The following is a 17235-nucleotide window of genomic DNA, read 5'->3' on the forward strand; positions in this document are numbered from 1 at the left end:
CGGATATCCGAATTGCCATCGCGCTCAAGTACGCCAAACTATTTCCGCAACAGCTTTTTCAACCTATTCACCAAGCAGCGATACGGCCGGCCCAACAATTTGAAGCGCCAGGCCTGACTCATATGCAGCCAGTAGTCGCGGCGCGGAAACGCCCGCGGCGCCGCGGCTTCGCCCCGTTTTGCCAAGATCATGATCGAACCTTTCATAGAGCGGCGCGCAATCACGACGAAGCCTTCCTGCTGCAACAAGTAAACCAGCGCATCGGCGCTCGGATACCAAGTGTGAGCGTAACCCGGACAACTGTCGCTCAACGACGACAACAAATCGCTAACGATAACGGCGAACAGGCCGTCGGGTTTCAGCATCGCCGCAACCCGCTGCACGAACTGCCGCGGCCGGCTGACGAAATAAATCGCATGCGCGATCGAAATCACATCGAAAGCCGCACCCGGCTGCAAGTTTTCCACCTGCCCTATCGTCACCGCGATCCCGGCTTTCTCGTGGAATTGCCGCGTGTTCGGATCGGCGTCGACCCCCTCAGCCTGCCAGCCTTTGTCGCGAAATAGTGCCACGGTTGCACCGAGCCCGCAGGCGACATCGAGAAAACGCCGCATATCCGGGCGCAAAAACGGTGCGAGAAAATCGTATGTGCGCTGCGCCCAGACTTGGCTGGCCTGCCATCGGCTTTGCCAGACTGTCTCGGTGTCGGCCGCAGGCGTATCTTCAATGACCCGGTTGCGGTCCCAGTATTGCTGCAGTTCCGCCAACGAAACGGTCTGCGTCGGGAAGGCGTTGCCGCAATTGCCGCATAAACGCCAATGGTAACCGGCAGATTTTAATACCCGTAGCCCGGAGTCGGGGTCCCGGAACGGTATAGGCCTGGACTGCTCGGCAGCGCAAATCGGACAGGTCAGATTCTGCTCTAGCGGCGCCGTATTCATTCGTTCGCTCCGTCGATAGCCCGGCAATGTTGCATAAAGCCTTCGGCAAATGCGGCAACATTGCGCTCGCGCAATACCGGTTCGCCGGCCATGCCGGGCGAACCGAACACGATCTGTTTGCGTACCGAGAACACGCGTGCCAGAAAATCGATAATGTCGGCGTCGTCGATTTTGCTATCCAATTGTTCGGCAATTTTCGCGCGCAGATCGTGTAGCTTACAGACGCCGCCCAAAGCCTCGGAGAAAAAGGCATTGCCCAAGGTAACCGACGGCCGGCCCAGCAGATAGGCTTCGAAGGTGGCGGTGCCGGTCACCGAAATCGTAACGTGCGCCCGTTTTACGATTTCCGCCGACGGCAACGCGTAATGCGCCACTACCACGCCGGACTTATGCAGCAACTCGCGGACGAAACTGCCGCGTCGCAGCAGAATGCAGGCCGGATGTTCTTTAATCAGCAGAACCACGTCGCTGGGCAACGCGTGCCGAATTGCATCAATCGCCCGCATCTGATCGACGAAATACGGTGCCGGCGTATTGATCGACGACTCGGGCGAATACTGCAACGGATAAAACACGAACTTGTCCGGCAACTGTTCCAGGCCGGTAATGTCGCATAACCGTTGGTTTTTCCAACGCCGCAAGTTCCAAATAGCATCCCGCAACCACGGCAAATTATTCAAAAAGGCCGCACGCAGGTAATCCCATTCGAAAGCTTCGCTGGCGTCGAAGCGGCGTTGTAAGGCCGCACCCACACGTTGCAGGAAAGGCTTTTGGAAGCCGGACAGAATAGGGTCTTCAGCAAGACCTTGGCCGACTGCCGGCGCTTTCGGCGCCTGCCGGAACTCGCGAAGAAAGCTTGCCGCAGCCTGCCGCGCCGCGGAGTCGGCGGCATTTGCATAAGGCGGCAAGGATTCGCAATCGTCCGGCGAGAAAAATATCCCGCCCAAATTGCGGCAATGGGTCGGCACGACGACCGGTATCCCCATCTGCTTGGCGCAGGCCAGAAACACCTTGCCGTCCAGACCTTCCACCTGCGAAACCAAGGCGTGGCTGGGCTTAAACCTGGCCATAAAGCGTCTGGCGCCGCGGTACAAATTCATCGCCCTTTGCAATTGGATATGCGAGCGGGCGAATTTGAAATTGCGCTTTTCGCTGTCGATATCGCGGTGCAGGCTGCCCGGATACAGCCAATCTTTCTCTGCCGCCGAGCAAGAGCCATCATTGGCGTTCAGTACAAACACATTGTCCCGGCCGAGCAGCGACACCATCAACGCCTCGTGGTGCGGCGAAGACAAGATGATCGCCCATTCCACTTCCGGATAGCGGCGCCTGGCGTATTCGATCACGTGGTAAAACAGAATCGGGAACGAGCCGAACCCGTGCAAAATCACCCTCATTTCAGGTATTCCTCGATTGGGCCGAAATTTTCCGCAGACAAGGCTTGCCAGGAGGCAAGATTGGCACTATCCAGCATTCGCCCCGCAGCGCCCACTATGGTCTCGGCGATCTGGCCGGCGTTGACGTCGGCAAGCGATAAAAACGGCATACCGGCATCCTGGCAAAAGTCCAAAAGCTTACTGTCGCGGCCGATCCCGACAAACGGCAGCCCCAGCAAAGCCGCCATGACCAGGCCGTGAAACCGCATACCGACAACGATATCGAGTTCGGCGAATTGCCGGCACAATGCCTCGGGATCGGACGATACCCTTTGCAGTTCGACGCGCTCCCCCTCGATACCGATGGCCTGCAGCAATTGGGTGTCGGACACGCCGGCCTGCGGATCGTCCAATTCTTGAAACGACAACAGCCGGATCGACCAGCCGTTGTCGCGCAAAGACGCCAAATCCGCGGCAAGGGCGGTAAAAAACTGGGGGTAGGCGCCGATCGCAGAGCCAATATCGCTGGCCGCCAACGTGACGCCGATGGTTTTGCCGGCCGAGGTTGCCGGCACCGCCGGCAACTGCAATGAAAACACCAGATCCGCCGTGCGCCGGACATGCTTGCCGCCGAAAACCTGCCGGCAATGGCGCCACGACGAGGCATCGCGCACGGCAAAATCGTCGCTTAGCGCCAAAATCGCCGCCATCAGTAATCTGGCCGCGATGCCCGGCATTTCAGCGACACCGGCCCCAAGCACAAACACCCGGACGCCCCGCAACCGCGCTTGAAGTACCGCCAGAAAAATCAACAGCAGATTGGTCAACGCGCCGCCACGCGCATGAAACAGCGTACCGCCGCCGAAAACCATAGCCCGGCAACCGGCCAGCGCCCGCCAGTTGGCAAGCAGATAGTCGAGCAAGCGCCGCCACTTCGGCAGATTTGGATTCAACAGAATCCGCTCCTGGCAAGTAAATTCAATGTCCCGGCTTTGCAACTCGGCTACCGGGTGCAAGCTACGCACAGCAAAACTCGCACCCGGCACCGCCGCGCGCAAGCGCCGGATAATCGCCGCCAACAGTAGATCGTCGCCGACGTTGCCGAAGCCGTAATAGCCGTACAGAAAAAGCTTATTCATCCGCACCGCTGCCGGCCAGTTCACCAACGATAGAACGGAACCGCTCTGCCACCGCATCGGCGCTATAAGCCGCGCGCACTTCCGGATTACCCCAAGCCGGACCAGTTCCCGCCGCTCTGCGCTCGCGAATATTGCGCAAAGCCTGAGTTAGAGATTCGGCGATTTCCGCCGGCCGGCGCGGATTGGCAACGCCGCCGCCGAGTTTGGAAATTAACTGCGCCGAAGCGCCGGGCGGCACGATGCCGAAAATCGGCACACCGGCGCCCAAATAGTCGACCAATTTACCGGGCAGAAACACGCTCAAATCGTCCGGCGCATCGATTACCAACAACAAATCGGCTTGTTTCATCAATGCCAGCGAAGCCGAATAATCGACGGTCGGCACCAATTTCAGCAGCCCATCCGGCAAAGATCGGAAGGCTGCCGATTTCAGCATCCTGGGCGGTACTCCGCCGACCAATTCGATCCGCACGCCGTGCAGTTCGTCCGGCCGCTCGCGCAGAATGGCCGCCAAAGCCTCGAACAACGGCTGCGGCGAACGGTGGCCGTAGAAATTACCCAAATAACGGATCAGCAGCGGCGCATCCGGATCGCGCGGCGAGTCGCCGTAAGCGTCGGGCTCGAAACCGTGCGGCAGGACCCTGGCTTTTTGCCGCCACGCCGCGGGATATTTGGCCATCACCAAATCCACGGTTTCCTGCGAGGTGAAAATGATGCGGTCGGCGTTGGCAATCACCTCGCGTTCCAATTGGCGGTTACGGATATTGGCCAAGAAAAATCGGCGCCGAAACGGGTTATCGGCCCAAGGATCGCTGAAATGCGCCACCCACGGCAATCCGTAGCGGCGCTTCAGGCGCAGGCCAAGCAGATGATCGGACATCGGCTCGCCGAAAGTTAGTAAAACGTCGGGCGCGAAATCGCCCTGGGCCAAACGCTCGACTACGGCGCGCTCCGCCAGCGGCACCCAACCCAGAAATTCGTCGGGCGCTCGCGCATACAAGGGCAACAGGTTCGCCGCAATTCGGTGCATGAGGCCCGACACCGGCGCGCGGTAAGCTACCGGCAATCTGAACAGCAGACGGCTGTCGAAGTCTGGATAAACATCCAGACCGTTTGCCAAGGCCTCCACTTGGCCGGTAACGGCGGCCATCGGCAATCGAGCGTGGTAAAGCAGGCGGCCGATTTGGATGGCCTGCGAATACAAATTCGGCGGCAGCACGTAAGATACGGCAAGTACTTTCATAGCAAAATGCAGTTAAAGCGGGGAATGGGCGGCGATAGCGTCGATTATGCGTTCCGACGCCCGGCCGTCGCCGTAGACATCGGCACTGTCGGCGAGCGGCCATCGTCCCTCCAGCGCGTCCAGCGCAAAACCGACCACTTTCTCGGGATCGGTTCCGGCCAAGCGAATCAATCCGGTTTCGAGACCTTCGGTTCGCTCGGTCTCGTCTCTCAACACCACGACGCGCTTGCCTAGGCTCGGCGCCTCCTCCTGCACGCCGCCGGAATCGGTCAAAATCAATTCGGCTTCGGCCATCAGGCGCACGAACGGCAAATATTCCAAAGGCTCGATCAATTGCACATTGGCGATGCCGGTAGCCAACAGCCTGTTTACCGTCTCCCGAACCCGCGGGTTCGGATGTACCGGATAGATAAAATCGTAGCCCGGAAACCGGTTGGCAAGCCGCAAAACCGCCGTGCAAATCGCCTCGAGACCGGCGCCGAAACTTTCCCGCCGGTGGCAGGTGACCAATACATAAGGCCGGCCCTGCGACCAACTCCCGGTTTTCAAACCGGCCGCATTCAGTAAATTGGCCGCCCTATCCCGCAGCATCGCGTCGTCCGCCAAGCGCTTGACCAAGCCTTTCAAGGCATCGATGCCGGTGTTTCCGGTCACCAACATGCGGTCTGGAGCGATCCCTTCGCGCAGCAGATTTTCCGCGGCCGACTGAGTCGGCGGAAAGTGCAGCGTCGCCAATTCCGACACCAGGCGCCGATTCATTTCTTCCGGCCACGGCGCATAGATATTGCCGGTGCGTAAGCCGGCCTCGACATGCGCCACCGGAATCTTGCGGTAAAACGCCGCGAGCGCCGCGGCGAAACTGGTCGTCGTATCGCCCTGGACAACGACCCAATCCGGCCTGCAGCGGTCCAGACAATCTTGCATCCGCGTCAGGATATCGACCGTGATACCGGTCAGCGTTTGTTCGGCTCGCATGACATCCAAATCGAAATCGGCCTGCAAACCGAACAAATCCAGCACCTGATCCGACATCTGCCGGTGCTGGCCGGTGTTGCAAACCAAAAAATCGAATTGCTTGCGTTGTTTGCCGGCCAAAACCAAAGGCGATAACTTGATCGCCTCCGGCCGGGTGCCCAAAACCGCCAAAACCGTTTTTTCGGCTGACATTAACGTCTCCGCAACTTGGAGAACCGCAGCAGAAACCGCGGCTCATGAACTTTGCAAAACCGTCCCGACGGCAGCTCGACCAGGATGTAACTCAGATAAGCCACCCACGTCGATACCACCACCACGGCGGCAACGGCGATCAGATTGCTGGCGACGGTCTGTTGCCGGCCGATCCATTCAAACAGCGAATAGCCGACCAAGGTATGGTACAAATAATTGCTATAGGACACCTTACCGAAAAAGGCCAGCAACCCCAGCGAGAATCCGGATTGCAACAGCCCTACCATGGCGGCAGCCCCCCCGAGGATATAGGCTATCGACCAAAGCGGATAAATGCCGTCGAACAAGGCAATGTTAAGTCCGGCCAGCAGACCGGTCGACACCAAGCGCAACAGGTTCGATCTCGCCCAGCCCGATTTCTCGGCCAGCAACACCTGAATACCGACAAAAAAAACCGGAAAAAACGTCAATAACTGGCTGGCTTGGCCTCTGAGCGCAAACACCGTAGCGTTGGCCACGGTAAACAATAACGGCACCGCGGAAACGAAACGGATTCCGAACCAGTGAAAATAGCAAGCGATAAACACGTAAAACTTCACTTCGATCAACAAAGTCCAATACACATTGCTGACATTGGCTACCCTAAACAGGTCGGACAGCATGGCAAAATTCGCCAAGTAGGTTGCATTGGAGTGGCTCGCCAAACCAAAACCCAGTTGCCCGGCAATGAACAAGACCAGCAGGTTCAACCAATAGGCCGGGAAAATTTTGAAAAACCTCCGGCATAGGAAAGCCCCGATAGAGCACCCCTGCAAACTCCGGATAATCAAATAGCCGCTGAGCAAAAAGAATACGATCACGCCGCCCCTGCCCATGGTCGCAAACGATGCTGCCAAATCGCCGAAGACCAAGCGCTGCGGCAGAAAATGGCCGCAAATCACCATCAAAATGGCGATGCCGCGAAAAAAATCCAGGGTTTGGATGCGCTCGCCGCGTTGCACCGCAACCGCAGGACCGGCGTCGAGGCCGACAGCCGCGGGAAGAGCGTGAGGCATGGATACGGGCAGACCGGAAAAACGGGGCATCGGCAAGGCCGGCGGTCGGACTGCGCTTAGCGCAGGCGTTTCAAAAAGCCGTCCGGGGCCACCGATATCTGCAGTTTATGGTCCAGGCCTTTATCGATCTCGAATTCGGGATGCGACTGCAAATATTGCCTGACCGCGGTTTTCGGATTGTCGCCCGGCCCCCAGGGGCGGTCCGGGAACAGGTCGGCCGGCATGTCTTCGACCATGGTATCGAACACGACGCAGTAACTGCCTACCGTGGTTAGCGGCGCATAGGCTTCCAACTCGGCCAGCACGTGGTCGTGGGTGTGGTTGGAGTCCAGGCACACCAAAATCCGTTGCGAACCTTCTGCGCGAGCTCTAACTTGAGCCACGGTTTCCGGAGCGATGCTGGAACCCTGGATCATTTCGATCCGCGCACTCATCGGATGGGCTTCGATCGCGGCCCGGTTATGGGCGCGAATGTCGATATCGATGCCGATCACCTTACGGCGACACTCGCGCAGATTCAGCGTCTGTTCGCCGGCTTCGATCGCGTCGGCCATGTCCAGCAACGCCAGCATCGACGCGCTGAAAATCAACGAGCCGCCATGGGCGATACCGGTCTCGACGATCAGGTCGGGCTTGACCGACCAAATCAACTCCTGCATCGCCACGATGTCTTGCGGGTACTGAATGATCGGCCGCCCCATCCAGTCGAATTGGTATGAATATTTGCCGGCTTGAGCGAAATTCATCCAGGCGCGAGTTAGCCGTTCGCCCTCATTGTTTGCCGCGAAAGCCTGGCGGATTGACTCTCTTTCAAGCGCAAACTGTGTTACCGGATCCATCATTCACTCCCCTTCAATTCGTTAATTTTAATTCGGTAATCGGCAAGGCCGTCGCGGATCGATATCCGCGCAGCCCAACCGGTTGCGGCCAGCTTGTCCGCGCAGCCGACCAGCATCAGCGGATCGTATTCGGCCACCGGTACGGCGCCGAATTCGACAGCCGGCTCGGCTTCGAACAACCCGGCGCAGATCGCCACGATATCCGCCAGTCGCATAGGTTCGCCCGAGGCGATGTTAAACACTCCGGTCGCCGGCGTGTTTGCCGCCAAATGGGCGAAAGCCGCCGCCACATCGCTGGCGTGCAGAAAATCGCGAAACTGCCGGCCGTGGCTGCATTTCAAAACTTCGCCCCGGCCCATGGCCGATAGCACGGATGGCACGAATCGCCCCGCCGGCTCACCCGGCCCGTACGGCGTAAAAATCCGCCCCCACACCCACTCGATGCCGTTGTCGCGGCAAAAATGTTCGGCAAATTGCCGGGCGGCATCTTTGCACTTGCCGTACAGCGTCGCCGGCACGGTTGGCGTTTTACCTTCAACGCAATAGCCGTAGTTCCAATCGTATTCGGCACAGGTTCCAGCCAACACCGCCCGCTTACCGCCAAACTCGTTAAACGCCGCCAATAGAACGGCCGTCGCATCGCACCAGGCAAAGTTTTCGGCCGCGGTCCAAAATCGGCCGTGCTCGACAAACCAGGCCAAGTGGATCAAGCACTCGGCCTCGGCTTCGGCCATCGCTTGCCTGACTTGCCCGGCATCCAACAAATCGGCCTGCAACCAGCTCAGGCCGGGCTGCGGCAAGTGGCCGGCCCGCCTGGAAACGGCGGCGACCTGGTGACCCTGCGCCAGCAAGATCGGCAGTAGATAACGGCCGATGAAGCCGTCGGCGCCGGTAACCGCGATTCTCATTAGAGAACCGTTAACTCCGGCACCGCGATGGCGAAGCGGCCGCCCCAATCCCGTACATAAGCCAATTGCGCTATGACTTCGCGCTGTAAATTCCAAGGCAGAATCAACACATAATCCGGCTTATCGCGTTGCAAATGCGGCTCGTCGACGATAGGTATCCGGCTGCCGGGCAGCCATTTCCCCTGCTTCGCCGGATTGCGGTCCACGACGTAGCCAATCAAATCCGGACGCACACCGGCATAATTCAGTAAGGTATTGCCTTTCGCCGCTGCGCCGTAAGCTGCGACTTTTTTGCCGTTGCGGGCGGCTTCCAGCAAAAAGCTTAGCAGATCGTTCTTTAGCGCATCGGCTCGCTTCTGGAAGCCGGCGTAAAAAGCGGTAGCGGCCATGCCGGCCTGGGCCTCGCGCCGCAACAGTTCGGCAACGCTAGGCTCAACCGGCTGCGCGCCATCTGCAGTGCGCTGGGCAAAAACCCGCAAGCTGCCGCCGTGGGTCGGCAATTCCTCGACGTCGAACAGCGTCAAACCGTTTTCGGCGAATATGCGTTGTACCGCCGTTAACGACAAGTAGGAAAAATGCTCGTGGTAAATCGTATCGAACTGATTGCTTTCGACCAAATTCAGCAGATGCGGAAACTCGAACGTCGCCACGCCGGCCGGTTTCAGCAACAGCGCAAAGCCGCGGACAAAGTCGTTGATGTCGGGTACGTGCGCCAGCACGTTGTTCGCCGCCATCAAATCGGCTCGAATGCCGTCGGCCGCCAGCCGCTCGGCCAACTGTGCGCCGAAAAACTCCTCTATCACTTGCAGGCCTTTTTCGCGGGCGGCCTGGGCGGTACTCGCGGTGGGTTCGATCCCCAAAGCGCCGATCCCGCGCGCCTGCACGTATTGCAGCAGGTAACCGTCGTTCGACGCGACTTCCACGACTAAAGAGCCGGCATCCAAATCGAAACGCCGAACCATTGCCGCGACGTAATTTTCGGCGTGCTGCAGCCACGTCGTCGAGAACGAACTGAAATAGGCGTAATCGGCCGAGAAAAATTCGGCGCAATGCGCGTAGTCCTCGGTCTGTACCAGCCAGCACTGCTCGCACACCAAAACCCGTAGCGGATACCAGCGTTCCGGCGCATGCAAAGTGTCTGCGGTCAGATAGGAGTTCGAAGGCGGAGCGCTACCCAGATCGATCAAGGGCAGAGAGAGTTCGGAACCGCAATGACGGCATTTCATAGCTCGATACCTTGAAAATCGGATGTTAAGTTGGGGTGCTGCCGGTCGCGCTCCGACATTTCGGTAATCGCCAACGGCCAGTCGATAGCCACTCTCGGCTCCAATGCATGCAACGCCCCCTCCGCAGCCGGCGCATAGGCGGTACTGTGCAGATAGAGCAATTCGCAGTCGTCCGCCAAGGTCTGGAAACCGTGGGCGAAACCTTGCGGAATCAACAGCGACTCGCGGTTCTGCGCCGACAATTCCACGCCGAACCAGTGCAGAAAGGTCGACGATCCGCGTCTCAAATCGACCGCGACGTCGAATATCCGTCCGCTGAGACAACTGACCAATTTGATCTCGGCGTGGGGCGGAGCTTGAAAATGCAGGCCTCTGACCGTACCGCAACGGCGAGTCAGAGTCTGGTTGATCTGGGCGACCGGCGCGGAAAAGCCGGCAGCGTTCAATTCGGCCGCGCAGAAAAACCGGGAAAAATAACCGCGGCTATCTTCCGAGCAGCGCCGCCGAATCAATTTCAATCCGGCCAGCGGCGTCGCGATGACTTCAAATTGCGCCAAGACCGTCTCCATGCGGTGCTTGCCGGTAATCGCGAATTTGTCCGGCACTGAACTCCGCCATGTCCTCGCCATTGCGCCAGGCCTGATGCCAGGCAGCCGTTTTTTCGATAGCGATCCGCAAGCGCCAGCGCGGCTGCCAATCCAAACGCTGCCGGGCTTTACTGCTGTCCAGACTCAGAAAATGCGCTTCGTGCAGATCGCTCGGCTCGGAGCGCCAATTCAGCGCCGGGAAGCACTTCGCCAATTCGCCCAGCAACCAAGCCACCGGTTTGGCGTCCTGTTCCCGCGGCCCGAAATTCCAGCCCTCGGCGAATGATTCGCCATGCTCGAATAAATGCTCGGCTAACGCCAGATAACCGGACAGCGGCTCCAGCACATGCTGCCAGGGCCGCGTCGCATTCGGCGCCCGAATCACCAATTCTTCGCCGCGGTCCAGCGCGCGCAGGGCGTCCGGAATCAAGCGGTCTTCCGCCCAATCGCCGCCGCCGATCACGTTGCCGGCGCGGGCCGATGCCAGATGAACCCCGGCCTGCGCCAGAAACGACGCCCGGTAAGCGGCCGTCACCAATTCCGCGCAGCCTTTGCTGGCGGAATAAGGATCGCGGCCGCCCATGGCTTCGTTTTCCCGATAGGGCCACAGCCACTCGCGGTTTTCGTAGCATTTATCGGTGGTAACGTTGACCACCGCGCGAACCGTGCTCTGCCGGCGCACGGCCTCCAGTAAATTTACCGTCCCCAACACGTTGACCTGAAAAGTCTCGACCGGCTCGCGGTAGGAATAACGCACCAGCGGTTGCGCAGCCAGATGCAGGACGATATCGGGCCGGGCTTGGTCCAGCGCCGCCGTCAAACGCGGCAGATCGCGGATGTCCGCCAACACATGCGCGGCGAGCAACGACTCTACCCCGGCCTCCTCGAATAAAGACGGTTCGGTGGCCGGAGGCAACGCATAGCCGTAAACCTCCGCACCCAACGAATGCAACAGCATCGTCAACCAAGCGCCTTTGAAACCGGTATGGCCGGTGACGAACACTCGCTTGCCGCGCCAGAACTCAGGATTCATGCCAAACCTTCCACGGGGCGGCCCCGGATTGCCACAACTCCTCGAGCTGATTCTTGTCGCGCAACGTATCCATCGGCTGCCAGAAGCCGGCGTGCTCGAAAGCCATCAACTGCCCCTGCTGCGCCAGACGGGTCAACGGCTCGGCTTCCCAGTGGGTTGCATCGCCGTCGATGTATTGCACGCACTCCGGAGATAACACGAAGAAACCGCCGTTGATCCAGCCGCCGTCGCCTTTCGGTTTTTCCATGAAGCCTTTGACCTGGGTCCCGGCCAAATCCAATGCGCCGTAGCGGCCGGCGGGTTGCACCGCGGTCACGGTAGCCAGTTTGCCGTGGCTATGATGAAATCGAATTGAAGCTGAGACATCGACGTCGGCGACGCCGTCGCCGTAGGTGAAACAAAACGCCGTTTCGTTTTGCAGATAGGCCGCGACCCGTTTCAAGCGGCCGCCGGTCATGGTGTCGTCGCCGGTATCGACCAGCGTTACCCGCCACGGTTCGGCATAGCGGTGATGGACTTCCATTTCGTTTTTTTGCATGTCGAACGTCACGTCCGACATATGCAGAAAATAATTGGCGAAATACTCCTTGATCACATAGCCCTTGTAACCGCAGCAAACGATGAACTCGTTAATGCCGTGGGCGGAGTAAATCTTCATGATGTGCCACAAAATCGGCTTGCCGCCGATTTCGATCATCGGTTTGGGTCGGGCAACGGTTTCTTCGCTGATGCGGGTACCGAGCCCGCCGGCCAGAATGACTGCTTTCATGAATCTATTTTAAAAAGGTCGGCAGCCAATCGGCGGGACTGTAACGGGCGCACCATTTTATTTTTCAACGCGAGCGAGCCAAACAAAAAACGGTGGATGATACACGATAGGCCGACGGCTTTCACCTGCGAAATTTGTGGATACCCGAGCCGGTCAAACTTCGGCCGGCTCGCGCTTGCGCAACTCGTCAACCAGCGGCGCGACCTCGGCGTAGCTGCCGATTGCGACCAATCGGCCGGAGTCCATCAGGACAATTTTATCGAAACCGGGCAAGACGTCCCAGTTATGGGTCACCGCGACCACCGTTTTGTTAAAGCCGGTCGCGCACAATTTTTCGAACAGACGGGCCGACAACACCGGGTCCAAGGCGCTGGACGGCTCGTCGAGCACAACGATTTGCGGATCGTGGTACAGCGCGCGAGCAATCGATATGCGTTGGGCTTCGCCGCCGGAAAGCGCCACACCGTCTCCGCCCAGGACCGTGGCCATACCGCGCGGCAAATTGGCGACCACGTCGCCTGCCATTGCAAAATCGGCGACCTCGCGGCAGCGGCGTTCATCGATCATGTCGGCCGGAATTCCGAACGCGATATTCTCGGCCACCGATGCGCCCAAAATCAGCGGTGCTTGCGGCGCGTAGCCGACCAATTCGGTCGCCCAGGACAAACGCTGATCGGCAAGTTCGACCCCGTCGATCGCAATGCTGCCGCTCGCCGCCGGCACCAATCCCAGGATCAAATCGAGCAAGGTGCTTTTTCCGCTCCCGGAAACGCCGACGATCGCCACCTTTTCGCCGGCAGCGATCGCTAACGAGACGCCGGCCAGCGCCGGAGCGTCGCTGGCCGGATAGGTGTAAGCGACGTTTTCGAAGACGATGCTCTGTCCGAACTGTTCTATGCGAGTGGCGGACGCCGACCGCGCCCTGGCTTCCGCCAAACATTGGCCGAGATACTCGACCGCCGCAGCATTGAATTTCAGTATGCTCAAACTGGCGTAAACCTGTTGCAAATTGGGCAACAGGCGGTAGCCGGCGTAGGCGAACAACGCGATAAACGGCACCAAGGAACGGTATTCGCCGCCGCTCCAGGAACGGTAGATCGGCAACGACAACAACATCGAGAACGCCAACAGCTCGATCAGGTATTTCGGCACCATCGGATACACCCGGGAAACCTGATCGGCATGGTGGTATTCATCCAACCAGCCGCACAGACCGTCGACGAAGTAATTCAGGTTACCGCGCACCAACACTTCCTTGGCCGACGCGAACAAATCGGTCGCGGCGCGGGTGGCATTGCCGGTAGCGTGCAAAATGGCTTCGCCGGCCCCGGCCATTTTCTTTCTCAACACGCGAAAGAACAACGAGTACATGACGATGGCCGCCAAACCGAAGACCGCGGAAAACAGCGGCGAAACCAATGCCAGCAGCACTACGACCAAGGCCACCTGAAAGGTTTTACTGACGATCAGGCACAATTGCAGAATGCCGCCCGAGACGGCCCGATCGATTTCTCTGACCACATAGTTGGCGTGAATCGTCGGATTCTGCGACCGCAAAAACGGCAAGCCCCTGGCGAAAAAGCTCAGCGATAATTCGCCGGCCAATCTGACGCCCAACCGCGCCGAAAACCGGATCGACAACCACATCGACGCCAAGCCTAGCACGTTGCCGAACACGAATAAAAACAGCACGACCAAGCCCACCACGTGTACCGGTATTTGCTCCAGCGGCACGGGGCTGACCAGTGCGAACAACTGGCCGGTCGAGGATTTGGCCAGCGCGGCCGGATCGGACAATAAGGCGACAAAGGGCATGATCGAGGCGACGCCGAGCATCTCGAATACGCCCAACAGCAGATACAAAGCGACCAAGCCAAAAAAACGCCGATGCCAATTTTCCGGAATGATCCTGAAAACCAGCATTAAAAAACGCATCTTTGCTCCTTAAAACGGTATCCCATCGGCTCGCTTCCGCGATTAGCGTTTAAAGATCAGCGCTTGCCCGGTAGGCAACGGCAACAACGTACCGTCCTTGCCTTTCAACCATTGCAGGATCAGATTGCGGGTGTCTTCGTAACCGGGCCAGGCGTAATCGTCGAATAACACGACCCCGCCCGATACCATGCGCGGCCAGAAAAAATCGAGCGCGGCGATGGTCGGCGTCGCCGAATTCAAATCGATATGCATCCAAACAATGGCCTCGGGATTCTCGGAGCCGGCAAACGATTCCGGAATGTAGCCCTTGTTGAAGCGCACCCGCTCGCCGAACATGGCCAGATTGGCCCGAGTCACGTCGACGTTCAAATACGCATATTCGCCTTGGTTGCCCTTCTCGCTATCCAACAACAAATCGCCGCGCATTGCCTCCCAGGCGTCGTACAAGTAAGCCCCCCAGTCGGAGCCGCCGCGGGATGCCGCATTCAATGCAAAAAACGAAGTCAGGCCGTCGCAAACCCCGCATTCGACGAAATTATGCGTCCCGCGCGGTGCGTATTTGGCGGCAAAAGTGGCGCTCCAAAATACGATGTAATGCCGCCACATCAACGAATTCAACATACTCAAGCGTTCGGCCGGCTTGAATTGGGTCAGTTTGAAACCGTCGCTTTTAACCAATTCTGTTAACTGGCTACAGGTTTCGTTGAACGCCTGCTCTATGTCGCCCAAATCGGTCGCGCTGCCCCACGGCGTATGGGTAAACGTCGACATGCCCCAGCCCTGAAAAGTTGGGGTAAAGCCGACGCGTAACAGTTTCCGCAGCAGCGGCGCATCGGCAAAGAAGTTTTCCACTTTTTGCTTCGATCCCGGATAGTTTGTATACAGCCAATCCTTGAATTTGGTTTTTACGCTCATTTCAGACCTTTTTCAGTGTGTTTAATCTTTGGCTCAAAATCATGCCGAGCCGGCGGCAAAACAAGTAACCCACAGCAACCGGCGAGAACAGCACGCCAGGCCAACTGGCGGCGGAATACGCGGCATGGGCAAACCGGCCCGCCATTTGCAGGTGAACCGAGACGTACATCAGAAACAACCACAAATGGCGCCAACCCAGCGTGGGCGAATGTGGAAACGGCGCCCTGCCGCCGACGAAATGCACGGCATGTTCGCTACTGGCATTGCAATATCCGCCCGAACTCAACAGGCCGAAAATAAAGGCGTAACTGACGAAATTATATTCAAGAAACGGCCAAGCCGCGGCCAGCTTCGGCGGTATTCGCCAAAATCGCAACAACCCGGCCAATCGCTGGCCCAATGCGGTAGGAAACAAACCGTAAAAAACCGCATCGGTGTCGAGACGCACGAAATTGGCCATCGCCGCCAATCTGCTCGAAGCCGTCGCCATTTCCTTGACCACACGGTCGTCGCTACCCTGCTCGGCATCGATGATCTCGCAACGGCCGTAAGTCAATGCCGCGCCGCTCTGTCCGGCTTGGACCGCGATATGCGCCAAATACTCAGAACACCAATAATCGTCGTCGGCCAGCCAGATGAAGTAACGGCCGGTGGCGGCGTTCAACGCCTCACGAAAATTGAAAAACGCCCCCTGGTTGACCGAATGAAACAGGCATTTGATGCGCGGGTCGTTAGCGGCGAAATGTTCGATGATGTGCCGAACTCGCGGATCGGTACTGCCATTATCGCTGATGATAATTTCCAGATCGCGGTAGCTTTGCGACACGGCCGATTCAATGGCCCGCTTCAGCAATTCCGGCCGGTTATACGACACGATGCCGACGGAAACAGTTGCCATCAACGCCCCCCTTGCCGGCTAGGTAAACTGCGGCCGCTGTTTTTGCCACGCAATGGGCTGAATGTTATCGAGTGCATATGGACTGGCGATAGGCGAAATCTTGAGCGCAGGACGGGTTCCGGGACGCAGAAATCAATGGCATATGCTGGAGGTCAAGCGGTAGCACGGAAAAATATGCGAGGCAAAGCCCTGTTTGAATTCGGCAATCCGCAACTCCTTTGCGCTGGGCGGCGGCTGATCGCCCGGATAGGGCCGGGCGCCGATTTTGTACCAACGGATGCCGCGATTTTTCATTTCCTCTACGGCCCGATACTGCACCGCATGCCCCAAGGGCTTGTCGAATAGAGCCCTATCGTAAGCGGCCACGGCATAGACGCCTTCGTCGCGGGTCACCTGAAAAAATCCGCCGCCGACCATGCGTTGCTCAGCGTCGCGCAGATACACCAAAAACGCATCGCCGGACGCTATGGCTTCGTGTTGCAAGCGCCAACTATCGTCGCTGCGGGTAACCTTGCCGGCGACTTCGCGATGCAGATTCTTAAATTCGCTCCAAACATTATCGTCGCGGCTGTTCAAAACCGAAATCTGCCACAGTTTGGTGCCGAGCGACACCAGGGGCCGGTAGCTCTTGCGAAAGCCGGATTTGATCTCCGTTACGGAAGGCTGCAAATCGATAAACAACTCGTGGCTACAATTTACGCTGGCACCGCGGCACAACGCCAAGTGCTGCCATTCGCTGATGCCGGACAGATTGCTGAACGCATCGACCGATTGCCATTGGCCGATATCGAATTTCCGCGCCAACATATCGATGATTTCCAAACAACCTTGCAACAGCTTTTTCCTGACATTTGCCGTCAATCCGGCAACGAACAGCGGCGGCAGCAGCGCATCGCCGTTACTGCCGATGCGCGCACTAGCGGCGACGGAAAGGCTTAGCGGCCATATCCCGCAGGGATGCTTGTCCTGGTAAAGCACTAGCGACAAGTCGAATATTTCCTGCGCGCTGTCGCGCCAGTAAGCCAACTGGTAGTCGGTCATGGCTCTACTGTAAGCCACCGGCACATATTCAGCGCGATCGGCCGCACTGCGCCAGCTATCGCGATCTACTGCATAAAGCCTGGCCTTCAAATTCGCAGCGGCCAGCGTTGTATCGAGGTCGAAAGGTAAGCGCGTACCTAAAATGTGTTCGCTTTCCGCCATC

16 protein-coding genes are annotated in these 17235 nt (G+C 58.3%); all 16 read right to left on the reverse strand.

The window, feature by feature from the left end; genetic code table 11:
* Positions 1–38: 38 nt before the first annotated feature.
* Positions 39–941: a bifunctional 2-polyprenyl-6-hydroxyphenol methylase/3-demethylubiquinol 3-O-methyltransferase UbiG gene (locus VXJ35_RS15930; RefSeq protein ID WP_064022324.1), complete on the reverse strand. Its 903-nt coding sequence runs from the start codon at positions 939–941 to the stop codon at positions 39–41.
* Positions 938–2338 (reverse strand): hypothetical protein, encoded by a 1401-nt coding sequence (locus VXJ35_RS15935; RefSeq protein ID WP_064022325.1) that lies wholly within the window; start codon positions 2336–2338, stop codon positions 938–940. The genes VXJ35_RS15930 and VXJ35_RS15935 overlap by 4 nt, the downstream gene beginning before the upstream one ends.
* A complete protein-coding gene (locus tag VXJ35_RS15940; RefSeq protein WP_064022326.1) occupies positions 2335–3456 on the reverse strand; it encodes a polysaccharide pyruvyl transferase family protein in 1122 nt (373 codons plus the stop codon). Before VXJ35_RS15940 ends, VXJ35_RS15935 begins: the two co-directional genes overlap by 4 nt.
* On the reverse strand, positions 3449–4699 hold the full coding sequence (locus VXJ35_RS15945; RefSeq protein ID WP_064022327.1) for a glycosyltransferase: 1251 nt from the start codon (positions 4697–4699) through the stop codon (positions 3449–3451). The genes VXJ35_RS15940 and VXJ35_RS15945 overlap by 8 nt, the downstream gene beginning before the upstream one ends.
* A 12-nt stretch (positions 4700–4711) precedes the next feature.
* Complete coding sequence (gene wecB, locus VXJ35_RS15950; RefSeq protein WP_064022328.1) at positions 4712–5866, reverse strand: non-hydrolyzing UDP-N-acetylglucosamine 2-epimerase; 1155 nt, start codon at positions 5864–5866, stop codon at positions 4712–4714.
* Complete coding sequence (locus VXJ35_RS15955) at positions 5866–6921, reverse strand: acyltransferase (RefSeq protein ID WP_197495856.1); 1056 nt, start codon at positions 6919–6921, stop codon at positions 5866–5868. The genes wecB and VXJ35_RS15955 overlap by 1 nt, the downstream gene beginning before the upstream one ends.
* A gap of 56 nt (positions 6922–6977) precedes the next feature.
* A complete protein-coding gene (locus tag VXJ35_RS15960) occupies positions 6978–7667 on the reverse strand; it encodes a cephalosporin hydroxylase family protein (protein WP_197495858.1) in 690 nt (229 codons plus the stop codon).
* 92 nt (positions 7668–7759) lie between these two features.
* Positions 7760–8668, reverse strand: a complete 909-nt coding sequence (locus tag VXJ35_RS15965) for an NAD(P)-dependent oxidoreductase (RefSeq protein ID WP_064022330.1) — start codon at positions 8666–8668, stop codon at positions 7760–7762.
* A complete protein-coding gene (locus VXJ35_RS15970) occupies positions 8668–9894 on the reverse strand; it encodes a class I SAM-dependent methyltransferase (protein WP_064022331.1) in 1227 nt (408 codons plus the stop codon). Before VXJ35_RS15970 ends, VXJ35_RS15965 begins: the two co-directional genes overlap by 1 nt.
* Positions 9891–10499: a dTDP-4-dehydrorhamnose 3,5-epimerase family protein gene (locus VXJ35_RS15975; protein WP_197495860.1), complete on the reverse strand. Its 609-nt coding sequence runs from the start codon at positions 10497–10499 to the stop codon at positions 9891–9893. Before VXJ35_RS15975 ends, VXJ35_RS15970 begins: the two co-directional genes overlap by 4 nt.
* Complete coding sequence (gene rfbG, locus VXJ35_RS15980; protein WP_064022332.1) at positions 10438–11514, reverse strand: CDP-glucose 4,6-dehydratase; 1077 nt, start codon at positions 11512–11514, stop codon at positions 10438–10440. The genes VXJ35_RS15975 and rfbG overlap by 62 nt, the downstream gene beginning before the upstream one ends.
* The gene (rfbF, locus tag VXJ35_RS15985) at positions 11504–12283 is read right to left on the reverse strand and encodes a glucose-1-phosphate cytidylyltransferase (RefSeq protein WP_064022333.1); all 780 of its coding nucleotides are present in this window, start codon (positions 12281–12283) and stop codon (positions 11504–11506) included. The genes rfbG and rfbF overlap by 11 nt, the downstream gene beginning before the upstream one ends.
* Positions 12284–12436: 153 nt before the next feature.
* Positions 12437–14218, reverse strand: a complete 1782-nt coding sequence (locus VXJ35_RS15990) for an ABC transporter ATP-binding protein (protein ID WP_064022334.1) — start codon at positions 14216–14218, stop codon at positions 12437–12439.
* A gap of 42 nt (positions 14219–14260) precedes the next feature.
* Positions 14261–15133 (reverse strand): class I SAM-dependent methyltransferase, encoded by an 873-nt coding sequence (locus VXJ35_RS15995; protein ID WP_064022335.1) that lies wholly within the window; start codon positions 15131–15133, stop codon positions 14261–14263.
* Between the two features lies 1 nt (position 15134).
* Entirely contained in the window at positions 15135–16031 is an 897-nt protein-coding gene (locus VXJ35_RS16000; protein WP_064022336.1) for a glycosyltransferase family 2 protein, read from the reverse strand.
* Between the two features lie 132 nt (positions 16032–16163).
* On the reverse strand, positions 16164–17234 hold the full coding sequence (locus tag VXJ35_RS16005) for a FemAB family protein (RefSeq protein ID WP_082880960.1): 1071 nt from the start codon (positions 17232–17234) through the stop codon (positions 16164–16166).
* Position 17235: the final 1 nt, after the last annotated feature.

It is taken from the genome of Methylomonas sp. DH-1 (genome assembly GCF_046097555.1).
Taxonomy (GTDB): Bacteria; Pseudomonadota; Gammaproteobacteria; order Methylococcales; family Methylomonadaceae; genus Methylomonas; species Methylomonas koyamae.